At 41.7% G+C, this 19,600-nt stretch carries 19 protein-coding genes; 9 read left to right on the top strand and 10 right to left on the bottom strand.

What is annotated here, in order from left to right; translation table 11 throughout:
- Positions 1-146 precede the first annotated feature (146 nt).
- On the top strand, positions 147-479 hold the full coding sequence (locus tag JIG41_RS21495; RefSeq protein WP_199525450.1) for an arylamine N-acetyltransferase: 333 nt from the start codon (positions 147-149) through the stop codon (positions 477-479).
- On the opposite strand, the gene JIG41_RS21500 is transcribed toward JIG41_RS21495, so the two are convergent.
- From JIG41_RS21500 to glnA, 5 genes are all read right to left on the bottom strand, one after another.
- Positions 468-926 carry a cyclic nucleotide-binding domain-containing protein gene (locus JIG41_RS21500; protein WP_036974168.1) on the bottom strand — a complete coding sequence of 153 codons (459 nt, stop codon included), beginning with the start codon at positions 924-926 and terminating at the stop codon, positions 468-470. The genes JIG41_RS21495 and JIG41_RS21500 overlap by 12 nt on opposite strands.
- Positions 927-951: 25 nt before the next feature.
- Complete coding sequence (gene ntrC, locus JIG41_RS21505) at positions 952-2,337, bottom strand: nitrogen regulation protein NR(I) (RefSeq protein ID WP_036974166.1); 1,386 nt, start codon at positions 2,335-2,337, stop codon at positions 952-954.
- A 19-nt stretch (positions 2,338-2,356) separates the two neighbouring features.
- Positions 2,357-3,427 (bottom strand): nitrogen regulation protein NR(II), encoded by a 1,071-nt coding sequence (gene glnL, locus JIG41_RS21510; protein ID WP_036974163.1) that lies wholly within the window; start codon positions 3,425-3,427, stop codon positions 2,357-2,359.
- A 78-nt stretch (positions 3,428-3,505) separates the two neighbouring features.
- Positions 3,506-4,027: a DUF4124 domain-containing protein gene (locus JIG41_RS21515; protein ID WP_374027190.1), complete on the bottom strand. Its 522-nt coding sequence runs from the start codon at positions 4,025-4,027 to the stop codon at positions 3,506-3,508.
- A gap of 123 nt (positions 4,028-4,150) precedes the next feature.
- Entirely contained in the window at positions 4,151-5,557 is a 1,407-nt protein-coding gene (glnA, locus tag JIG41_RS21520; RefSeq protein WP_036974159.1) for a glutamate--ammonia ligase, read from the bottom strand.
- A gap of 506 nt (positions 5,558-6,063) precedes the next feature.
- Here glnA and typA point away from each other — a divergent pair.
- Together typA and JIG41_RS21530 are read left to right on the top strand one after the other, a co-directional pair.
- Complete coding sequence (typA, locus tag JIG41_RS21525) at positions 6,064-7,887, top strand: translational GTPase TypA (protein ID WP_036974157.1); 1,824 nt, start codon at positions 6,064-6,066, stop codon at positions 7,885-7,887.
- A gap of 363 nt (positions 7,888-8,250) precedes the next feature.
- Positions 8,251-8,670: a BLUF domain-containing protein gene (locus JIG41_RS21530; protein ID WP_036974155.1), complete on the top strand. Its 420-nt coding sequence runs from the start codon at positions 8,251-8,253 to the stop codon at positions 8,668-8,670.
- Positions 8,671-8,739: 69 nt separating this feature from the next.
- Here the strand turns inward: JIG41_RS21530 and JIG41_RS21535 are convergent, their stop codons facing one another.
- Positions 8,740-9,180 carry an Rrf2 family transcriptional regulator gene (locus JIG41_RS21535; protein ID WP_180311300.1) on the bottom strand — a complete coding sequence of 147 codons (441 nt, stop codon included), beginning with the start codon at positions 9,178-9,180 and terminating at the stop codon, positions 8,740-8,742.
- Between the two features lie 106 nt (positions 9,181-9,286).
- On the opposite strand from JIG41_RS21535, the gene JIG41_RS21540 reads away from it, so the two are divergent.
- Together JIG41_RS21540 and JIG41_RS21545 are read left to right on the top strand one after the other, a co-directional pair.
- The gene (locus JIG41_RS21540) at positions 9,287-9,949 is read left to right on the top strand and encodes a DUF542 domain-containing protein (protein WP_036974150.1); all 663 of its coding nucleotides are present in this window, start codon (positions 9,287-9,289) and stop codon (positions 9,947-9,949) included.
- A 2-nt stretch (positions 9,950-9,951) separates the two neighbouring features.
- Entirely contained in the window at positions 9,952-12,234 is a 2,283-nt protein-coding gene (locus JIG41_RS21545) for a nitric-oxide reductase large subunit (protein ID WP_199525451.1), read from the top strand.
- 46 nt (positions 12,235-12,280) lie between these two features.
- Here the strand turns inward: JIG41_RS21545 and JIG41_RS21550 are convergent, their stop codons facing one another.
- Together JIG41_RS21550 and JIG41_RS21555 are read right to left on the bottom strand one after the other, a co-directional pair.
- Complete coding sequence (locus tag JIG41_RS21550) at positions 12,281-13,369, bottom strand: MBL fold metallo-hydrolase (protein WP_199525452.1); 1,089 nt, start codon at positions 13,367-13,369, stop codon at positions 12,281-12,283.
- 181 nt (positions 13,370-13,550) lie between these two features.
- Positions 13,551-14,207, bottom strand: coding sequence for a DUF2959 domain-containing protein (locus tag JIG41_RS21555; RefSeq protein ID WP_036974143.1), 657 nt, complete (start codon positions 14,205-14,207; stop codon positions 13,551-13,553).
- 86 nt (positions 14,208-14,293) lie between these two features.
- On the opposite strand from JIG41_RS21555, the gene JIG41_RS21560 reads away from it, so the two are divergent.
- Genes JIG41_RS21560 through dtd form a run of 3 tightly spaced genes read left to right on the top strand, consistent with a single transcriptional unit; the run spans position 14,294 to position 16,570 of the window.
- Positions 14,294-15,166: a virulence factor BrkB family protein gene (locus JIG41_RS21560; protein ID WP_036974141.1), complete on the top strand. Its 873-nt coding sequence runs from the start codon at positions 14,294-14,296 to the stop codon at positions 15,164-15,166.
- A gap of 25 nt (positions 15,167-15,191) precedes the next feature.
- Positions 15,192-16,145 carry an alpha/beta fold hydrolase gene (locus JIG41_RS21565; protein WP_199525453.1) on the top strand — a complete coding sequence of 318 codons (954 nt, stop codon included), beginning with the start codon at positions 15,192-15,194 and terminating at the stop codon, positions 16,143-16,145.
- On the top strand, positions 16,133-16,570 hold the full coding sequence (gene dtd / locus JIG41_RS21570; RefSeq protein WP_036974137.1) for a D-aminoacyl-tRNA deacylase: 438 nt from the start codon (positions 16,133-16,135) through the stop codon (positions 16,568-16,570). Before JIG41_RS21565 ends, dtd begins: the two co-directional genes overlap by 13 nt.
- Here the strand turns inward: dtd and JIG41_RS21575 are convergent, their stop codons facing one another.
- Positions 16,571-17,260 carry a spermidine synthase gene (locus JIG41_RS21575; protein ID WP_075594175.1) on the bottom strand — a complete coding sequence of 230 codons (690 nt, stop codon included), beginning with the start codon at positions 17,258-17,260 and terminating at the stop codon, positions 16,571-16,573. It abuts the gene before it with no gap.
- Positions 17,261-17,489: 229 nt separating this feature from the next.
- Here JIG41_RS21575 and JIG41_RS21580 point away from each other — a divergent pair, with 229 nt between their 5' ends.
- On the top strand, positions 17,490-18,383 hold the full coding sequence (locus JIG41_RS21580) for a bifunctional GNAT family N-acetyltransferase/hotdog fold thioesterase (protein ID WP_036974132.1): 894 nt from the start codon (positions 17,490-17,492) through the stop codon (positions 18,381-18,383).
- Positions 18,384-18,447: 64 nt separating this feature from the next.
- On the opposite strand, the gene JIG41_RS21585 is transcribed toward JIG41_RS21580, so the two are convergent.
- On the bottom strand, positions 18,448-19,485 hold the full coding sequence (locus tag JIG41_RS21585) for a phospholipase A (RefSeq protein ID WP_074989655.1): 1,038 nt from the start codon (positions 19,483-19,485) through the stop codon (positions 18,448-18,450).
- Between the last annotated feature and the right edge of the window lie 115 nt (positions 19,486-19,600).

Raw genomic sequence — 19,600 nt, forward strand, 5'->3', positions numbered from 1 at the left:
GAGTAATCGTATGCGTTTTCGTGCGTTTGGTTCTTTTCGCGAAAGCGCTAAAAGCTGTTCAGCTATGTTTTGGTTCAATGTTATTAACCGGTGATTTTATATAGCCTATATTAGATCAGATATTTAAGCGGAATGGTATAATTGATGTGAGGCAAGTTTTACCAAATGCTCAGCATTTATACCGCGTTGAACTGGCTCAATTCTATGAGAGTGATTGCGAAATCGCTCATTTCTATAGTCATCACCATCCAGACGCTGCATTTGTTAACAACCTTGTTGTATCTCGTATTGAAAAGGGTGAACGCTGGCTTATTCGAAATAATCTACTGCATTATTGGCACGAAACATCAGCAGTTCATACGCAACAGGTTATTCAATCACGTGAGCAATTACATACATTACTTACAGACACATTTCTTTTAAATGTAAGCAAAGCAACGTCTACATGGTTAATGGAGCGCTATGTATTAGCCGCGTGATTCGAGGAAGTTACTCAGTTTAATAATACGCTCACTCATGCCTTCGATGATGCGGTCTTTAATTTTTTCGCGTATCACGTTAGGCAAACGGGTGAGGGCTTCCGGTGTGATTGCCAGTAAAATAGTATCCACTTTAGCGCGGGCGCTAGTACTGCGCTCGCGATTATTGATAAATGCGCCTTCACCAATAAACTCACCCGGTTCAATGGTGCCGAGCTCAAGCAAATGGCTTTGCTTAAAGATGATTAATGAACCACTCAAAACAATATAGAGTCGCTTGTCATTATCAAACTGTTTAAATACAGCTCGACCTTGTTGTACTAAATACAAATGGCTGAAAGATTCTAATAACACCTGTCGTTCACTCAGGGTAAACTCCCGAAAGAACGCCAATCGGTTAATAATTTCCATCTGCTTAATAAGCGGAATATGTTCGATTAACTTCATTACTTACATCGTTTATAACGCAAAATTAGCTAATATTGCGCTCTTTTAACTTGCGGGTCAATGTATTGCGCCCCCAACCAATTTTAACCGCAGCCTCTTGTTTGTGGCCTGCACAATTTGCCAGTGCGGTTTTAATTAAACGAGTTTCCAGTTGAGCTTGAATCGCGGGCCAAATGTTTTCTTTCCCTTGTTTAAGCTCGAGGTTTAACCACTGTTGGAAAGCTTCAAGCCAATCACCTTCTTGCTCTACAGGTTCTGCCGCGATAATTTCCGGTGGTAAATCTTGCTCACTGATAAGCTCTCCAGGTGCCATTACGGTTAACCAACGACAGGTATTCTCGAGTTGACGCACGTTACCCGGCCAGTTAAATAATCGCAATTGCTCGGTCGCTTTTGGGCTTAAAATTTTGCTTTCGACTTGCAGCTCTTTGGCGCTTTTATGGAGAAAGTGTTGTGCTAAACGTTCAATATCCTCTGTACGTTCACGAAGAGCTGGTAAGCGAAGACGCACCACATTTAAGCGGTGGAATAGGTCGTCACGGAACTTACCTTGTTTTACCAAGTCTTCTAAGTTCTGATGGGTGGCGGCAATAATACGAACATCTACTTTAATACTTTGATGCCCGCCAACACGGTAAAACTCACCATCGGCTAAAACACGTAATAAACGGGTTTGTACATCCAGTGGCATGTCACCAATTTCATCTAAAAATAGCGTGCCGCCATTCGCTTGTTCAAAGCGGCCTTTACGAATACTGTCGGCCCCTGTAAACGCGCCTTTTTCATGGCCGAATAATTCTGACTCAACCAGTTCTTTAGGGATGGCAGCCATATTAAGAGCAATAAACTGGTTTTCTTTTCGTGGGCTATGGTTATGCAATGCACTGGCGACAAGCTCTTTACCAGTGCCTGATTCGCCATTGATTAAAACACTCATGCTTGACGCAGATAATTTACCTATTGCACGAAACACTTCCTGCATAGCAGGGGCTTCACCAATGATATGGGCATTGGTTTGCGGCGCTTGTTTGCGTCTGGTTTTCTTTGTGGAGTTTGCACGGCAAGCACTTTCAACTAAAGAAACGGCTTCTTCTAAATCAAACGGTTTTGCGAGGTATTCAAACGCCCCTTTTTGAAACGCATTCACCGCCGAATCTAAATCCGAGTGGGCAGTCATGATAATGACAGGTAACCCAGGGTTTTGCTCAGCGATTGTTTCTAGTAACGCCATACCATCCATACCTGGCATACGCACATCAGACACCAGCACGGTAGGCTGGCTAAACTTTAAAGCATTCAGCACTTCTTGCGCATTGGCATAGCTTTGAGTTTCAAATCCTGCTCGTGCCAGCGCTTTTTCTAATACAAAGCGTATTGAGGCATCATCATCAACTAACCACACTGTTTTCATGACTACTCCAAAAAAACCATTAATCCGTAAAAGGCAAATAGATATTAAATTCTGTATGGCCTGGCCAACTGTCACACTCTATGTGTCCATCATGTTGGTCAACCAACGTTTGCGCGATGGATAAGCCAAGACCCGACCCATTTTCTTTATTGGTAATCATCGGGTAAAACAAGGTTTCTTTTAAACTCTTGTCTATGCCTGGACCGTTATCCGAAATTTGGATCAGCAAGGTTTTTTTCGGTGCTTTACCAGGGCGTCTATGTTGATGGTTGATACGGGTTTTTATTCTAATTTCTCCCCCATCAACGAGCGCCTGTTGTGCATTACGAATAATGTTTAATACCACTTGTTGAATTTTACTCTGATCGATATATACGCTGGGTATGCTCGGGTCATAGTCTTTCACTAACGTGATATTTGCATTGTTATCAAGCATGCTTAATTTAACGACAGACTCAAGCGCTTGGTGAATATTGCCATACGATTTGTGTGGCAGTTGATTCGGGCCAAGTAAACGGTCGACTAATTCACGTAAGCGGTCTGCTTGTTCAATAATGAGTTCTGCACATTGATCTCGTTCTTGCTGATCAACCTCATACTGCAATAATTGCGCCGCTCCGCGTATACCCCCCAAAGGATTTTTTATTTCGTGGGCTAAACCACGAATTAAATTACGTGCAGCTTGATACTGATGCATTTGATTTGAGGCCTGATCGTGGCGAATTTCATCGTCCATCTGGCGGCATTCAAACAAGATATAATTGTCATCTTTATTGGTAATTCGGCGTGTACTAATTGTGAGTTTGGCATGGCGAGAATCGATGAACACCACGTCAGCTCTATGCTGGTGGCAATCAACACCATCAAAGAGTGAATACTGAGCAATGCGTTTAAGATCGATAGAGTGGTAGTTAAACAGGTTATCAAACGGTTGGTTGAGAATGCGCTTTGGCCCTAAACCAAGTAGCTCACTGGCACTATCATTGGCATAAACAAGTTTAAAATCACGGTTAAGTAAAATAACCGCTGTACTTAAATTTTTCCAAATGCTGTCGAGCAATTCTGAGTTAAATTGTGTATCACTGAGCATGGTTGCACCATTTTAGTGCGTTACGATTAAGTGCAGCTTAGCATAATCCTTTTGCATTGCGAGGCGCGTTTGAAAAAATTAATTCCCACCAAAAACAGACGCTCTGTGCATGTAGAATGTGCTAACTGGACTGACCGAAACGAGTTTATTGTTCGCATTAAATAGTTTGGCTTGTAATGTGTGCTCGCCTCGATTTACGCCTCGTAGTGCAAAAGTAGAACTATTACTTGGTTCGCCATGGGGGGCACCATTTACAAAAAGTTGTACTTTAAAACCCGTTGCAAAGCGAGGAATGACACGGGTTGTAACATAAACAGAACCGGAGTTTTCTCTGACTGTTGCTTTGTCTTCAGGTGAGGAAATAGCGATTTTAAAGTTTACGGGTGTTGCACTGGCTGTGTTATCAAGAATACTGGTGTCGGTAGCAGGCATGGTCAAGTTAGGGGTATTAAGCTTTACTTCGGTAGCACCGGGGCGTGGCGTATCAGAAAATACCAGAACACCATTTTTATCTTTCCACGAATACACTTTTTTTGTTGTTCCATAACTAAAAAAGCTTACTGATAGTAACAAAAATACCAATAAAGTTGTTCTTTTCACCCTGCGACCCTGCATTTTTTTATGTAATTAAAACTGTAGAGGAGAACACGCCTAATTACCATTAAAAAAGCCCGCCAAAGCGGGCTTGAGAACACACATTAATTATTTACTGTCTACGACGTATTAAACGCTGTAGTACATTTCGAACTCAACTGGGTGAGTTGTCATGTTAAGTTTTTCAACTTCTTTGTTCTTAAGTGAGATGTATGCATCAATTAGGTCGTCAGTGAATACACCACCTGCTTTTAAGAACTCACGGTCAGCATCTAAAGCAGCAAGTGCTTCGCTTAGTGAAGAGGCAACTTGTGGGATCTCAGCTGCTTCTTCAGCAGGTAGATCGTATAAGTCTTTATCCATTGCATCGCCAGGGTGGATCTTGTTTTGAATACCGTCAAGGCCAGCCATAAGCATTGCAGAGAATGCTAAGTATGGGTTTGCTGTTGGATCAGGGAAGCGTACTTCGATACGACGTCCTTTTGCAGATGGTACTACAGGGATACGGATTGAAGCAGAGCGGTTACGTGCAGAGTATGCAAGCATTACTGGCGCTTCGAAACCTGGTACAAGACGTTTGTACGAGTTAGTTGACGCGTTAGCGAATGCGTTGATTGCTTTAGCGTGCTTGATGATACCACCGATGTAGTAAAGCGCTTCTTCAGAAAGACCTGCGTATTTGTCACCAGCGAAGATGTTCACGCCATCTTTACCTAAAGATTGGTGACAGTGCATACCAGAACCGTTATCACCTACAAGAGGCTTAGGCATGAATGTCGCTGTTTTACCATAAAGGTGAGCCATGTTATGGATAACATATTTCATCTCTTGGATTTCGTCAGCTTTTAATACCATTGTATTGAAGCGTGTTGCGATTTCGTTTTGACCCGCAGTTGCTACTTCGTGGTGGTGTGCTTCAACAACTTGGCCTAGCTCTTCAAGAACTAAACACGTTGCTGAACGCCAGTCGTGAGATGAGTCGATTGGTGAACATGGGAAGTAACCACCTTTAACACCTGGACGATGACCTTTATTGCCACCTTCGTAATCTTTATCTGAGTTCCAAGCCGCTTCGATGTCGTCGATTTTATACATAGAACCAGACATGTCTGATTTGTATTTAACGTCATCAAATAGGAAGAACTCTGGCTCTGGGCCAAATAATACTGTGTCTGCGATACCAGTTGAACGCATGTACTCTTCTGCACGTTTAGCAACAGAGCGAGGGTCACGCTCGTAACCTTGAAGTGTTGAAGGCTCAACAACGTCACAACGTACGATTAAAGTTGCTTCTTCAGAAAATGGGTCCATTTTTGCAGACTCAGGAACAGGCATTAATACCATGTCTGATTCGTTGATACCTTTCCAACCAGCAATTGAAGAACCGTCAAACATTTTGCCGTCTTCAAAGAAGTCTTCATCAACTTGATGATGAGGAATAGAAACATGCTGTTCTTTACCTTTGGTATCAGTAAAGCGTAAATCAATGAACTTAACGTCATTTTCTTTGATAAAATCTAAAACCGATTGTGACATGTGTCCTCCAATTGTTGGGTTTTATTTTTGCTGCATTATTGCTTTTGTTCTATGTAAGCTGGTTTCATGCCAAATTTTTAACGCCTTGTTTAGGCTTATAAAAATAAAATAAAGCGCATTTTGTTAATTATTTTTGCACTGTTTTGGTGCGTAAAATGTTCATTGTGGTGCGTTATGCTTACCGGTTGTATTTGCACAACGATTAGCCACCCTAGATAGCATAAACGAAATGTACTTTAGTGCCAAAATATTGCTAAAAAGGTGATTTTTTACCAGTTTTGATGTTCGATTAAAGATAAAATTAATAAAATTGTCATTTATAAAACAGATACTTATAAAAAGCCTGAAGAAAGTTTATAAAATTGTATTGGATAAACTTTCATCCATGCCATTATTAAGGGATAATATGCGCCCTTTTAAATCCTATGCTTAGACATCTGTTGAAAATGCAGGTGAGTGCGTAGATCTTGCAGGATCAATGAGATTCAATTTCTCTGAGAAAAAATATGAGCATCGAAAAGTTAAGAAATATAGCGATTATCGCCCACGTTGACCACGGTAAAACAACTTTGGTTGATAAACTGCTTGAGCAATCAGGCACATTAGAAACACGCGGCGGTAATGAAGAGCGCGTGATGGACTCAAACGACATTGAGAAAGAACGTGGTATTACCATTTTGGCTAAAAACACAGCCATCTCTTGGAATGATTACCACATCAATATCGTAGACACCCCAGGACACGCCGACTTCGGTGGTGAAGTTGAACGCGTACTTTCGATGGCTGACTCAGTATTGTTACTTGTTGATGCTCAAGAAGGTCCAATGCCACAAACGCGCTTCGTAACGCAAAAAGCGTTCGCGCAAGGTTTGAAGCCAATCGTTGTTATCAATAAAATTGATAAGCCGGGTGCACGCCCTGATTGGGTTATGGATCAAATCTTTGATTTATTCGATAACCTTGGTGCAACTGACGAACAGTTAGACTTTAAAGTTATCTACGCATCAGCTATCAACGGCTGGGCAACATTAGATTTAGACGAACCATCTGACAACATGGAACCTATGTTCAAGATGATCGTTGACGAAGTATCACCACCGGATGCAGATCCTGAAGGTGACTTCCAAATGCAAATTTCTCAACTTGATTACAACTCATACGTAGGTGTAATCGGTATCGGCCGAATCAAGCGTGGTTCTGTAGCGCCTAACCAACAAGTAACTATTATCAGTGCTGATGGCACAAAACGTAATGGTAAAATTGGTGCGGTTCAAAGCTACTTAGGTCTTGAGCGAATTGATACAGACCGTGGTTATGCGGGTAATATCGTAACTGTGACAGGTATCGGCGAATTAAAAATCTCTGATACAGTGTGTGCGCCTTCTAACGTTGAAGCGTTACCTCCGCTATCAGTTGATGAGCCGACAGTAACAATGACGTTCTCTGTAAACACGTCGCCATTTGCGGGTAAAGAAGGTAAGTTCGTAACATCACGTAATATCCTTGAGCGTTTACAAGCTGAGCTTGTTCACAACGTTGCATTACGCGTTGAAGAAACTGACAACCCAGATAGCTTCCGTGTATCAGGCCGTGGTGAACTTCACTTAGGTATCTTAATCGAAAACATGCGTCGTGAAGGCTACGAGCTTGCTGTTTCTCGTCCAGAAGTAATCTTACGCACTGTAGATGGTGTATTAGAAGAACCGTACGAAACAGTAACGATTGACTGTCAAGAAGAGCACCAAGGTTCTATCATGGAACAAATTGGTCTGCGTAAAGGTGAACTAACTGACATGGCGCCAGATGGTAAAGGCCGTATGCGTATGGACTTTATGATGCCGAGCCGTGGTTTAATCGGTTTCCAAACTGATTTCATGACGCTTACATCAGGTTCAGGTCTTATGTACCACACGTTTGATCATTACGGTCCTCATAAAGGCGGTAACATCGGTCTACGTAAAAATGGTGTAATGATCGCTAACGCAACAGGTAAAGCGTTAACTAACGCATTATTCAACCTTCAAGAGCGCGGTAAGCTATTCATCGGTCACGGTGTAGAAGTTTACGAAGGTATGGTTATCGGTATTCATAGCCGTGATAACGACCTAACTGTAAACGCACTTAAAGGTAAGCAGCTAACGAACGTTCGTGCATCAGGTACTGATGAAGCGCAAACATTAACACCACCATTGAACTACACACTTGAGCAAGCGCTTGAGTTTATCGATGATGACGAGTTAGTAGAAGTAACACCTGAAAATATTCGTATTCGTAAGCGTCACTTAACTGAAAGTGATCGTAAACGTGCGAGCCGTGCTTCTAAAGGCTAATTTACGCTTTTAGCTCACGCAAAATAACACGCCGTCGTATTGCAAAATACGGCGGCTTTTTTGTTTAAGGAGACTTGTTTTTTGCTGTCAGCCGTAACACTCACAAATGTTCGTTCTTGTTGTTACTAAGGGGTGGCGTATTTTATTTCTATTGATAAATTAATTACTTGTCTACTAACCTCTAACTTCTAACTTCTAACTTCTAACTTCTAACTTCTAACTTCTAACTTCTAACCTCTAACCTCTAACCTCTAACCTCTAACCTCTAACCTCTAACCTCTAACCTCTAACCGCAAGTTGCCACTTTTTTGCTAAAGCCTCTATCTGTACTATCTTTTTAAATCTACCTTGAAGGAGATCAGGATGTATTTAGTCAGGCTTATTTATACGAGTGAAGTTTGTGAAGGATTTGGGCCGAGTGATATTGAGGATATCATTGAAAAAGCACAGAAAAATAATCATGCGTCGAATGTAACAGGGTTGCTGTGTTTTAATAGTTCGTACTTTTTACAGTGCCTAGAGGGATCTCGACAGGCGGTAAATGCAACCTATCATAAGATCTTAAATGATAATCGGCATCGAAATATTATTATGCTGAATTACTGCGAAATTTACGAAAGGGAGTTCGAAAACTGGTCAATGGGTTATATTCCGTATTCAAAAATAACCACACCGCTTAATTTAAAATACTCAGGCACCAGCGAATTCGATCCGTTAGCAATGTCAGGAGGCAGTGCACATAAACTCATGATGGCACTGAGGGATACATTAGTAAATCAATAATCCAAATGGAGTGTCACTGCCATGACACTCCAGGAATACTTACACCTTTGAGTGCGCCAAAATGTGAGTTTAGTTTTCTATTTTTAGCAGTTGGGAGAGCTGATTTGCGTGTTTTGGGGTGATCAGATCTGCGAGTGTATAGTTATCTAAATGAAGGAAAAAAGCCTCCATTGCTTGTGCAAATATTTGTTTAAGTTGACAGGCGGGGGTGATAACACATTGATTGTCATTACCAAAGCATTCCACCAACGTAGACCCTTGCTCTTGTAAGCGCACTAACTCACCAATGTTAATCTCGGCGGGATCTTTGCTTAAACGGATACCGCCATTCTTTCCTCTCGTCGCAATTAAATAGCCTCTATTACTTAGCTCTTGCACTACTTTCATGAGGTGATTTTTTGAGATTTCGTATTTTTCAGCGATCTCTTTAATGGTCACAAGCTCACCATTATGTAAGGCAGTAAAAATCAAAACACGCAGTGAATAATCTGTAAAACGAGTGACATTCATAGTGAGACTCTAAAATTTTAAATATGCATCTATTTTACATCTTTAATAAACGTGTGTAAACTTCTTAAAGATTCATTTCAAATGCATGTTTAAATAGGGGTGTTATATGAATTACTTAAATTGGCCTATCAGTAAAATTGCGACAGAAATTCCCGGTGCAACAGCACTCTTTTTTGCGCACCGCATAAACTTTTGTTGTCAGGGGCATCTGGTGTTGTCAGACGTTATCGAAAAACGAAATATTGATCGCGAAGAAATCATTTCAGACATAGAGGTTTTGCTAAGCAGGCAAACCGCTATTGATTACCACAACCTGAGTAATAAGGAATTGGTTGAGCATATTCTGACTCGCTATCACCGTGTTCACCGAGTACAGCTTGAAGAGTTGATACGTTTAAGTGAGCGTGTTGAGGAGGTGCATTTTGATAAGCCTAATTGTCCTAATGGTTTAGCGAATCATTTGAAGAATATGTATGTAGAGTTAGAAGATCATATGCAAAAAGAAGAGCTTATTCTCTTTCCAATGCTGCAAGCCGATACAATCCCTGCCATGGTCAGTGGGCCAATTAGCGTAATGATGGCGGATCATGAAGCCCATATCGCAGAAATAGAGAAAATCTACCAATTAACAAATGATGTCACTTTGCATGCGGGAGCATGTAATACATGGACGGCTTTGTATTTAGGGTTGCAGGCATTTATTAGCGATTTGAATATGCATATTCATATTGAGAACGCTATTTTGTTCGCACGGGTTGAGGGACGATAGAAATGAGAGAATACAAAAAGTTATGGTGGACCTTGTTTGCTGTTCTTGCTGTTACATTTGCTATTTTGGGTTACTTTGGTAAAGAGGTATACCGAGTTGCCCCTCCTATAGCTGCAAAATATGTCACCACATCGGGGGAGCTGTACACAGGTAAAGAGGCGATTTTAGATGGTCAAACTGCATGGCAATCAGTAGGAGGAATGCAACTAGGCTCAATTTGGGGGCATGGTGCTTATCAAGCGCCTGACTGGACTGCTGATTGGCTTCACCGTGAGATTATTAATTGGTTAGATATTGCTGCACAAGCGCAATATGGTGTGCTTTTTGATGAGTTAACTGAGCAGCAAAAGCAACCATTGCTGTGGGAAGTAAAGAGAGAGTACCGCACTAATACGTATGATAAACAATCTGATACGGTTACTTTATCGACGCGTCGGATAGCGGCAATTAAGCAAACAGCGCAGTACTACAACGATTTGTTTGGAGGGGCTGAGGCATTACAGCAAACACGTAAAAACTATGCAATGAAAGAGGTGACACTTCCTGATCCTGAGCGTCGTCAGCGTCTAACTGAGTTCTTTTTTTGGACGGCATGGTCCGCATCGACAGAGCGCCCTGATGGGGATGCAACCTACACTAATAACTGGCCGCATGAGCCATTGATTGATAATAAACCGACCGCTGAAAACATTGTCTGGTCAATTGTTAGTGTTGTGATACTGATTGCAGGTGTCGGCGGATTGATTTGGGCATGGTCATTTTTACATAAAGACGAGGCTCCCCCTGAGGCTCCAAAAGACGATCCAATAGCGAGCTTTAATTTAACGCCTTCTCAAAAAGCATTAGGTAAGTATTTATTTTTAATTGTTGCTCTCTTTACGTTCCAGGTTTTATTGGGTGGATTTACTGCGCACTATACTGTTGAAGGGCAGGGATTTTATGGCATCAATACCTCAGAATGGTTCCCCTATAGCCTAGTAAGAACATGGCATATTCAATCGGCATTGTTTTGGATTGCGACAGGGTTTTTAGCTGCAGGTTTATTTTTAGCGCCGATTATTAACGGCGGTAAAGATCCTAAGTTTCAAAAAATAGGTGTTGATATTCTTTTCTGGGCGCTAATTATCGTCGTGGTTGGGTCATTTATCGGCAACTTTTTAGCCATCGCGCAAATTATGCCTCCCGAGTTAAGCTTTTGGTTGGGGCATCAAGGGTACGAGTTTGTTGATTTAGGCCGACTTTGGCAGATTGGTAAATTTACAGGCGTCGCATTTTGGCTGCTGCTAATGTTACGTGCAATTGTTCCGGTATTTAAACAAGAAGGAGATAAAAACCTACTGGCATTATTTACGGCTTCAGTGGTGGCAATCGGGCTGTTTTACGCTGCTGGGTTTTTCTATGGCGAACGAACGCATATTTCGGTAATGGAATACTGGCGTTGGTGGATTGTGCACCTATGGGTAGAAGGTTTCTTTGAGGTTTTTGCAACCGCTGCGCTGGCTTTTATTTTCTATAATATGGGTTTAGTCTCTAAACGTTCGGCAACAATTGCGTCATTGGCGTCTGCATCGCTGTTTTTATTAGGCGGTGTGCCAGGCACATTCCATCACTTATATTTCTCTGGTACAACGACCCCTGTAATGGCAGTGGGAGCAACCTTTAGTGCGCTGGAAGTAGTGCCGTTAATTGTGCTTGGTCATGAAGCGTGGGAGCATTATAAATTAAAAAATCGTACTCCATGGATGCTAAAAATAAAGTGGCCATTAATGTTTTTTGTCGCTGTCGCATTTTGGAATATGTTAGGGGCCGGCGTATTAGGGTTCTCAATTAATCCGCCTATTTCACTTTATTATGTACAAGGTCTTAATACGACGGCTACCCATGCTCATGCCGCATTATTTGGTGTGTATGGCTTTTTAGCTCTTGGCTTTACCTTGTTAGTACTGCGTTATATTCGTCCTCATCTTCAATTTGATGACACTTTAATGAAAACTGCTTTTTGGTGGATGAATATCGGTTTAGCGTTAATGCTATTTACCAGTTTATTACCTATTGGAATCATTCAGTTCTTTGCAAGTGCTTCTAAAGGGTTGTGGTATGCACGCTCTGAAGCGCTACTACAAAGTGACACCTTGGTGATACTAAGATGGGTAAGAACGGTTGGTGATGTGGTGTTTATTGTTGGCGCATTTGCCGTTAGTTGGCAAGTCGTTAAAGGGGTCTTTGCAAAGCAAAGCAAACCTGCAACCAAAGTGCTTGAAGCGCAAGAGACACACTCACTGTAATAAATAAAATGAGGGTGAGGTAATAACTCACCCCCATTTTGGAATGTTATAAACGAACCTGCTCACCTTCATTTAAAATATACAGGGGGACAGGTTCATTCATGTTATGAGACATGTGTAGTAAACGCAGTAATGCTGAGTGACTTGAATGGTCGCCCATTTGCCAACTTGCATTACCATAACCCCATGGGATCATTACTTTACAACTTAATTCACGTGCTGCATTCAAGGCATCTTCGGGTGTGGTATGCACATAGCGATACCATTTACCATTTTCTTCGTGATAGTAAGATGCGATTGGCATTAAGCACACATCTATTTCACCATACTTTTGCTTAATATCGCTAAAATGCTTTGAGTAGCCGGTATCCCCTGCAAAAAATAGTGTGTTCCCATTTTGCTCAAGTAACCAACCATTCCATAAATCTTTGTTGTTATCTTCGTAGATAAATGGCACTAACACACGACTGCTAAAATGGTGCGCTGGCACAGCATGTATTGTTAAATCATTAATTGGGGTGCTGGCATACCACGCCATCTCACTAATATTAAAACCACCTGTTGGAAAGTTATCAGCGACGCCTAGGGGCACTAAATAGCGGGGCTGATTGCCAATTTCTTCGATGTCGGCTTTATTGAAGTGGTCGTAGTGGATGTGTGAATACATGACAGCATCAATCTGATTTAGCTCATTTTTTGTGGGCCAAAATCCGGGGTTGCGATACATGCCGCCAGCAAGCTTAAAGGCTAAATCGACCGGTGAATCAAACTGCTCTTTGACGGGGTCAAATAGCAGATGCTCGCCGTTAGGTGTCTCAATCATAAAGCTGGCATGCCCAAGCCAACGTACAGTAAAACCGGTGTTAATCGACGCTGGATTCTGCTGACCTTGATATAAACAGTGTAAAGGAGTGTCATTACATTGAAGTAACTCGGTCTCGGGATAGCAATCATCAGTACAGGTTGTTGGGTAGTGTTTATCACCGGGATACAGGTTGTGATAGCGACCAGCTCGCTCACCTTCATTGTGCAAAGGTATAACAGACTCTTGCCCTGCTATAACATTAACTGTGTTTGGACTACTGCAGGCACTGAGTAGCGCCGCAGCAATTATAACTTTAAGGTGGTTCTGCATAAGGTGACTAACTTTTAAACTTTGCGCACAGTGTAGCAAATTAACATACCGGGTAAATCATCGAAAGGTAACAAGACGTAACAATAAAAAAGCCTACGATATTGTAGGCTTAGTGATTTAATTTATTAAAAAAATGTCGGTGCCGAGAGCATCTAACTGCTCACTGTGTTTACTCAAATTTTTAGCCTGCTTTATTCATTTGTTCAATGAATTTATTTGAATCTTCAATCGACTTGTTCATATCGTCCATTAAGATTTTGATATCGCGTTTTAAATTAGTGAATTCACCTTTTATTGCTGTCACAGCTTGAGCATTCAAGTTATGTTTTAGATATAAAACATTGTCATGCAATGACGACAGGACGGGTTCCATTTTACTTTCGGCGCTGCGCATTGAACGAAGCAATTGGTCAAACTGGCGCTTCGTTGAATTAAGCTTTTTGCTGCTTTCACGTTTAAGAGAAGCGCTTTTGTACTGTTCTAGTTCGTCGGCCCACTCTTCAAAAAGTGCTTCGGCTACATCTTCAACTTTGTTGATATTACTGGTGACATCGTTCGCTGCCGCAAGGCTCGATTCATAATCATTATTAAGTTGAGTATAAGCTTCTTCGAGTTCACCGCCATCAAAGTTAATTAAGGTCGTTAACCTGTCTAGTGCAGATTGAAACTCTTCTTGCGACTCTTGCTGTGATTCTTTCGTTTCTTCAACGCGGTCTACTAAAATATCGCGTTTATGCACTCCGACTGATTCCATGGCTGAGTAATAAGCTGACTGACAGCCTGATAATGCCATAGTAACTGCAAAGAGTGGTGCGCTTAAAAGTGTCAGTTTTTTCATTGAGTTCCCTTTTTAGATGCCTGTCGTTTCAAATTATGTGGTGGATTGCTATGATTATCAAAACATTTTAGCAGAAAGTTGGTTCTATGGATGAGAAACTCAGTCGTTATAAGTTGCAAATAAGTATTTTCTTAAAGCAGCAACCGGGTTGGTGGATGCAGTATTTGACCCGCTGTATTGATGATCAGATCACGGTTAATGCGGGTTACCTTGCTTATGTCACCTTATTATCCATTGTACCGTTAGTGGCTGTGGGGGTCGCGATATTCTCTGCATTTCCTGGCTTTGAAAGTACTCTCATTACCATTGAAAACTTTTTGTTCACTAATCTTGTGCCCACTTCCTCTGATGTCATTAAAGAGCATATCAGTGCGTTTGCGGGGAATGCGAATAAAATGACCGCCGTGGGGGTTGGCTTTTTGGCTGCGGTGTCGCTTTTATTGATCCGCAATGTTGATGCCACCCTGAATCGCATTTGGCGAATTAAGAAAAAACGCCCGATGATGATCTCATTTGCAGTGTATTGGATGGTATTAAGTTTGGGGCCAGTCTTGTTAGGAGCAAGTATTGGTGTGACGTCTTATATTGTTTCTTTGGTGTCGTTTGCCGATCAGGGGATACCTGGCTTCAGTGGATTTTTGTTAAAGCTTTTACCTTACATTATTTCCATGGTGGGCTTTATTATGCTCTATACTTTAGTTCCTAACACACGAGTTCCATTTAGAGCGGCAATTCCAGGGGCGCTGTTTGCAGCTATGTTATTTGAGCTGACAAAAAAAGGCTTTGCGCTGTATATCAGCCATTTCCCATCTTATGAAGTGATTTATGGGGCCCTAGCGACAATTCCTATTTTATTTGTATGGGTTTATTTGTCGTGGATTGTCGTATTACTCGGTGCAGAATTTACGGTTTGTATCAGCCCTGAGAAAATAGAAGACACTCCTGATATAGACATTTAAATACACTGCACCTAAGGAGAGCGAGGTGCAGTTATATCCACAGTACAATGCAAGTCGTGATTATCACTTAAGCGTGGGTGATGGGCATCAAATACATGTTCAAGAATACGGTGATCCTCAAGGCATGGTGGTTGTGTTATGTCATGGGGGGCCGGGGGCGGGTCTTCGGCCTGAAAATTGCCGATTTTTCGATCCCGCACGTTATCGGGTGATCATGTTTAGCCAACGCGGCTGTGGTCACTCAACGCCGCACGCAACTAAGGCAAATACCACCTTGGACTTAGTAGCCGATCTGGAGTTTTTGCGTTCCCAATTAGGTATTAACAAATGGCTTGTGTGTGGCGAATCGTGGGGGGCGACGCTTGCCTTAGTGTACGCGATTCATCACCGTGAACACGTGGCAGGACTCATCTTGCGTGCCAGCTTTTTAGCCTGTGACAGTGACTTTGAGTGGCTTTACACGACGCATGGAGCTGGTGCTCACTTTTATCCCGAATGTTTTAAAGTGTTTGCTCATCAGTATTCTAACTGGCATGAATTACTTGATTTTTACCATGCGCAGTTAACCTGTGATGATCAAATCAAGGCCAGTAAGTATGCTAAGCGTTGGTGTCAATGGGAGCAGGTACTTTGTCATGGTGAACCATTAATAAACTGGAGTTTACATGAACCTCATGTTGGCCTGAACCAAGCTACGCTCATGGTGCATTATTTTCGACATCATTGCTTTATCGAAGAAAAATTTATAGCAGAAAACTGCAAAGAACTTGCTCATTTACCTATTTGGTTTATTCATGGCCGTGCTGATTTAGTGTGCAGGTACAGTGCGGTACAACAGTTAGCAGAGCAGCTTAATGCGCAATTACTTATTTTAGATGGGGTTGGGCACAGCAGTGATAATCAGGTATATTTGGCGGCCATGCGACGTGCCGCAGATTTAATGTATATCAAGTTATCGAGGGATCAATGCAAGGCTTAATTCAAAGAGTAACCCAGGCTAAAGTTGAGGTAGATGGGGAAGTTGTTGGTGAAATATCAAAAGGTATTCTGTTGTTATTAGGGGTTGAAAAACATGACACAGAGCAATCGGCAGAAAAGCTTTTGCACAAGGTGAGTAATTACCGTATTTTTACTGATCAGCAAGGAAAAATGAATTTAAGCTTGCAAGACATCCAAGGTGAGCTATTGGTTGTGTCGCAGTTTACGTTGGCTGCTGATACCAAAAAGGGGATGCGGCCAAGCTTTTCAAGTGCAGCTACCCCAGCGCAAGCCAATGCGTTGTACGAATATTTTGTAGAAAAAGCCAAAGCGGTCGATTTACGAGTTGCCACAGGGCAGTTTGCTGCTGATATGCAGGTAAGCTTGTGTAATGATGGGCCCGTTACTTTTAACTTATCTGTGTGATTACTTTCTGATCATAACGATATGATTAACGTAGTTGGGTATTTTTTCAATACTTGGGCGTTTACCAAATTCGGTGATCAGTAAATGCTCAAGTTGTTTTAATTGTGATGGATGATTCGATAAAAAATTAATAAACAAGCGGCCATTTTTAGCCATTGCAGCCCGAAGTTTTGCGTAAAATGCGTGTTTGTATAAAAACAGTGGCGCTTCTACCTCACTAAATAAATCTAAGATAATCCAATTGTATTCATTGCCTTGTTCTAACACCTGTTGGGCATCAAAACAGCGCAGGTTATTGGCATGGTTTCCGCCAAAATAGCGTTTATAGCAATGAATAATATCAGGGTTTTTGTCTACCGAAGTGAGTTGGCTTTGAGGGTAAGTGTGTTGTAGATAATTACGAATTGCACCACCCCCTAAGCCAAGTTCCAGCACTTTTTTAGGTGCTTCGAGTTCTTGCCAACGTTTTGCAAGGTATTGTAAATGTGGGAAAAATAATCGAGCTGGCCGGCGTTTTTCAATAACAGATTGCAAGGTTTCATTAATTAATAACCAACGTAGCTGATTTAGTTGCCTTACTTGAATACAGTCATTACCTTGTTTATGCCAGTAGATAAGCTGCCCGAGTCGGTGGCATTCCTCAATAAAACTGTGTTTCACTGCGCCACTGGGTTCTAAAAAATGTTCCATATTTCGGGCCTTTAGCGGTTGAATTACAAAAATAATACAATTATTTCAGCATAGACCAGCACACTTAAAGTGCCAATTGTGCAGTAGTTTTTACAGCCTTAAATAATAATTTAGGTTGGGTCACCAAAGTATTATTCCAACTTGAGTGAAGATCGCGTATCGTAATTTGCATTCGTCAGGCCACGTTAAAATAACAACAGACAGTGGCTTAACTATCACAGGAGTATTTATGTTTAAAGTGACCACCCCACAAAGTAGCGAAGATTGGCAAGCGTATTATTCATTGCGTTGGCAAGTTTTAAGAGCACCTTGGGGCGAGCCGCGTGGATCTGAGCAAGATGACTTAGAGCAAGACGCAGAGCACCGCTTTATCAAAAATAATGATGGCGAGGTATTGGGGGTAGCGCGTCTGCACTTCAATAATCATCAACAAGCACAAGTGCGTTATATGGCTGTGGCTGAGGGTAATCGTAATCAGCATATTGGTAGTCGTTTGTTGCATGAACTCGAAAAAATAGCATGGACACAAGATGCCGATGAATTAGTCTTATTTGCGCGTGAACGGGCGCTCGACTTCTATAAACGCCACGGTTATGAAGTAAAAGAAAAAGCACATTTGGCTTACAATGATGTACAGCATTGGAAAATGGTGAAACAAAAGCCGTCTGAGCCAGGCTGGTTCCGTCACCCTAATTGGACACAAGTGCTACAAAATACGTGGCGTGAATCAATTCCAATCAGTGATGCAATGGGGATTAAAGTTGAAAGTTATACTGACTGGCAGTTTACGACCCGTGCTGATTTAGATGCCAATTTAAACTTACATAACACGATGTTTGCCGGTTCCATATACAGTTTAGCGACATTAACAGGGTGGGGAGCAACCTATCTTGCATTAAAAGAAGCCGGTCTTGAGGGAAATATTGTGTTAGCTGATGCGAACATTAAATACCTAAAACCTCTCAATAACGATCCCCGAGGCCGTGTTGAGTTGCAAGGCTGCAAAGGGAAGTTAGCTGATTTAGAATCAAATGGTAAAGCAAGTTACCATGTCCCAGTGAATGTGTACGATGGCGATGTGTTAGTTGCTGAGTTTGAAGGGCACTTTATCGTAAAAAAATAGCATAGTTTTAGTCTTTAACAGCGGGCGCTAAGTTGCTCGCTGTTAAAGGCTCATAATGCGTTGCTTACAGTAAGTCTGTTAAAAGAATACCCACACCAAAACGCTCTATATCGGCATTGTAGTCAATTAGGCTCTCACCATAACCGTTGAAATATTGTGCGTAACCACGTAACCGTCCCCACAGCGGGAAAGACCAATCAAGTTGGATTGCACCGCGATTATCAGAATTTAAGTTATTACGCGACATAAAGCTAAATTCATGTTCGTTGTAGCGATACGCCCCAGAGAATTCAAAGTAGCCCATGTATTTGTAGATATCGGGGTTATCATCGCCGCGAGCTTTTAACTCGTTATCTTTTTTGTCTTCAGGAATGCGGTACCAAGGTTTAAAGCTAAATACAAAGCCGTTTTTTTCCCATAAAAAGTCAGCGTATATGCGATTCCATGAACGTGAGTTTGGCTGGCTGCGGCCATTAGACTGATGCGATGCACCAATGGCTATCGCCATTTCATCACCCCAAAGTACATGCTCAGGATCAAGGTAGTTTATCCAGAATATTTCAGGCTCGTAGTTGGTCTCGCGAAAGGGTGATGAAATATCTTTGTTATAAAACTGCCAAAATGATTGCATGGTAAAAGCAAAAAATACGCCTTGGTCTTTATCAGAAAAGCCCTCAAAAATAGGCACTTTTATTGATAATTGATATTTAACTTCTAGGTTATCAAGTGGCTCGCCATCGGCGTCATCAGCCAACTCTTTTAAACCATCAAACGGGCGAACATTCGGATCAGACACATAAGAAAGTGGTAAAATGTAATTACGTTTATGGGGGGTGATTACATTGCGGTTCTTTTTACTCACTTCTTCACGCGCTTTACGCTTATCCAGAGCGGTCAGCTTTTTGCTTTCGTCTAGATCGGAGCATTTCTTGCGCAGCTGTTCGAGAGTTTGCTGACCATCTCCGCCAATCGCTTCATTTAATATACATTGCTTAACTAATTCGAGCGCATCATCTTGCTCATTCGTATTTTGCTCTTCGGTTTGGGCTAAAACAGGTACAGAAAATAAACTCGCGGCAACTAGCCAAATACGCCATCCCATTGCGATTCCTTTAAATAGATGTAGAAGTGTGATCAGTATAGTGATTTTTACATAACTCGCCGTGAACTTGTACTGAATTGTGGACAAATGTTATCTCTACCGCTTAATCGGCGAG

The sequence above is a fragment of the Pseudoalteromonas sp. bablab_jr011 genome (genome assembly GCF_016464045.1).
GTDB classification, from domain to species: Bacteria; Pseudomonadota; Gammaproteobacteria; order Enterobacterales; family Alteromonadaceae; genus Pseudoalteromonas; species Pseudoalteromonas lipolytica.

What these genes read in the sequence shown, in the direction of transcription:
- JIG41_RS21540 (WP_036974150.1), top strand. Translation starts at nt 9,287, where the DNA reads ATGAATTACTTAAATTGGCCTATCAGTAAAATTGCGACAGAAATTCCC.
- JIG41_RS21535 (WP_180311300.1), bottom strand. Translation starts at nt 9,180, where the DNA reads ATGAATGTCACTCGTTTTACAGATTATTCACTGCGTGTTTTGATTTTT.
- glnA (WP_036974159.1), bottom strand. Translation starts at nt 5,557, where the DNA reads ATGTCACAATCGGTTTTAGATTTTATCAAAGAAAATGACGTTAAGTTC.
- JIG41_RS21580 (WP_036974132.1), top strand. Translation starts at nt 17,490, where the DNA reads ATGTTTAAAGTGACCACCCCACAAAGTAGCGAAGATTGGCAAGCGTAT.
- JIG41_RS21575 (WP_075594175.1), bottom strand. Translation starts at nt 17,260, where the DNA reads ATGGAACATTTTTTAGAACCCAGTGGCGCAGTGAAACACAGTTTTATT.
- JIG41_RS21530 (WP_036974155.1), top strand. Translation starts at nt 8,251, where the DNA reads ATGTATTTAGTCAGGCTTATTTATACGAGTGAAGTTTGTGAAGGATTT.
- JIG41_RS21585 (WP_074989655.1), bottom strand. Translation starts at nt 19,485, where the DNA reads ATGGGATGGCGTATTTGGCTAGTTGCCGCGAGTTTATTTTCTGTACCT.
- JIG41_RS21545 (WP_199525451.1), top strand. Translation starts at nt 9,952, where the DNA reads ATGAGAGAATACAAAAAGTTATGGTGGACCTTGTTTGCTGTTCTTGCT.
- glnL (WP_036974163.1), bottom strand. Translation starts at nt 3,427, where the DNA reads ATGCTCAGTGATACACAATTTAACTCAGAATTGCTCGACAGCATTTGG.
- JIG41_RS21500 (WP_036974168.1), bottom strand. Translation starts at nt 926, where the DNA reads ATGAAGTTAATCGAACATATTCCGCTTATTAAGCAGATGGAAATTATT.
- typA (WP_036974157.1), top strand. Translation starts at nt 6,064, where the DNA reads ATGAGCATCGAAAAGTTAAGAAATATAGCGATTATCGCCCACGTTGAC.
- ntrC (WP_036974166.1), bottom strand. Translation starts at nt 2,337, where the DNA reads ATGAAAACAGTGTGGTTAGTTGATGATGATGCCTCAATACGCTTTGTA.
- JIG41_RS21560 (WP_036974141.1), top strand. Translation starts at nt 14,294, where the DNA reads ATGGATGAGAAACTCAGTCGTTATAAGTTGCAAATAAGTATTTTCTTA.
- JIG41_RS21555 (WP_036974143.1), bottom strand. Translation starts at nt 14,207, where the DNA reads ATGAAAAAACTGACACTTTTAAGCGCACCACTCTTTGCAGTTACTATG.
- JIG41_RS21550 (WP_199525452.1), bottom strand. Translation starts at nt 13,369, where the DNA reads ATGCAGAACCACCTTAAAGTTATAATTGCTGCGGCGCTACTCAGTGCC.
- dtd (WP_036974137.1), top strand. Translation starts at nt 16,133, where the DNA reads ATGCAAGGCTTAATTCAAAGAGTAACCCAGGCTAAAGTTGAGGTAGAT.